Genomic DNA, 1,219 nt, shown 5'->3' with positions numbered 1-1,219 from the left:
GGCGGTCCACCGGTTCGCCCGCGCGGTTCACCCAGGCGGTGCGAAAGCCGTATCCCGCGGCGGCGGCGGCATCCCAGCCGTTGGACGACACGAACAGCACCTCGTCCGGCGCACAGCCGAACCGTTGCCCGACAAGATCATAGGCCCGTCTGCCGGGCTTGAAGATGCCGACGCTTTCCACCGACAGGACATCATCCAGGACCGTACTCAGCCCGGCTGATTGCACGGCGCCATCCAGCATGTCGGGTGACCCGTTCGACAGGATGGCGGTCTGCATACCCGCCGCCTTCAGCGCCTTGAGCATATCCGGCACCTCTGGATAGGCCTGAAGCTCCCAATAAAGATCCAAGAGCCGCTGGCGCAGGGCCGTGTCCCCGGCCAGATCGACCGCATCCAGCGCCCAATCGAGGCCGTTCCGGGTCACCTCCCAGAAATCCGTATGCGCCCCGGTGATCGCGCGCAGCCAGCTGTATTGCAGCTGTTTCAGCCGCCAATGCGAGGCCAGCTGCGGCCAACAATCCTTCATCGCGGCATAGGCAGGTTCAGACGCCGCCTGACGGGCGGCGGCGGTCACGTCGAACAACGTGCCATAGGCATCGAAGACGCAAGTGGTAATGGGCATGGGCTCCTCCTGATTGCGGCGAAGGTTTGCACAGGTTCGAACCGGGTAAAAGGGACCGGGGTTTACATTGGCGTGACAAACCCTAGGCTGGCCGTTCTTTCAGTGTTCAACAAGGCAAGGACGGCATGACCCAGATCAAACAAGGCGACACGGTACGCATCCACTACACCGGAACTCTGCTCGATGGTAAGACCTTCGACAGTTCCGAAGGGCGCGACCCGTTGCAGTTCGAGGTGGGGTCTGGCCAGATCATACCCGGTCTCGACAAGGCGCTGCCCGGCATGCAGGTGGGCGAAAAGAAGCGGGTGGAGATTGCCTGTGTCGAGGCCTATGGCCCGCTTAACCCCGACGTCCGCCAGCCGAACCCGCGCGAGGGTATCCCCGATGACATCCCGCTGGAGCTTGGAACCCAGTTGCAGATGCAGGCGCCGGACGGCCGGGTCATCCCGGTTACCGTGGTCGAGGTGACCGAGGCCACCGTGACGCTGGATGCAAACCATCCGCTGGCCGGTCAGGACCTGATCTTCGACATTGAGATCGTGTCGATCAATTAAGCGAAAGGCGCTGCTCTGGTAGAGCAGGGCCTAGATCGGAAGA

The 1,219-nt window shown here is 62.8% G+C and carries 2 protein-coding genes; one reads left to right on the top strand and one right to left on the bottom strand.

From position 1 onward, the window contains the following. Positions 1–622: haloacid dehalogenase type II (locus AC2FNN_RS21640; protein WP_496760585.1), on the bottom strand; the 622-nt coding region annotated here is incomplete at its 3' end. A 125-nt stretch (positions 623–747) separates the two neighbouring features. On the opposite strand from AC2FNN_RS21640, the gene AC2FNN_RS21635 reads away from it, so the two are divergent. Continuing rightward, positions 748–1,176 (top strand): FKBP-type peptidyl-prolyl cis-trans isomerase, encoded by a 429-nt coding sequence (locus AC2FNN_RS21635; RefSeq protein WP_496760583.1) that lies wholly within the window; start codon positions 748–750, stop codon positions 1,174–1,176. Positions 1,177–1,219: the final 43 nt, after the last annotated feature.

It is taken from the genome of Ruegeria sp. BHSA118 (genome assembly GCF_059613405.1).
The sequence above is the reverse complement of the archived record's forward strand: the minus strand, read 5'-3'. Positions and strand labels throughout refer to the sequence as shown.

Excerpts from the sequence above, each read along its gene's own strand:
- AC2FNN_RS21635 (WP_496760583.1), top strand. The coding sequence starts at position 748 with ATGACCCAGATCAAACAAGGCGACACGGTACGCATCCACTACACCGGA.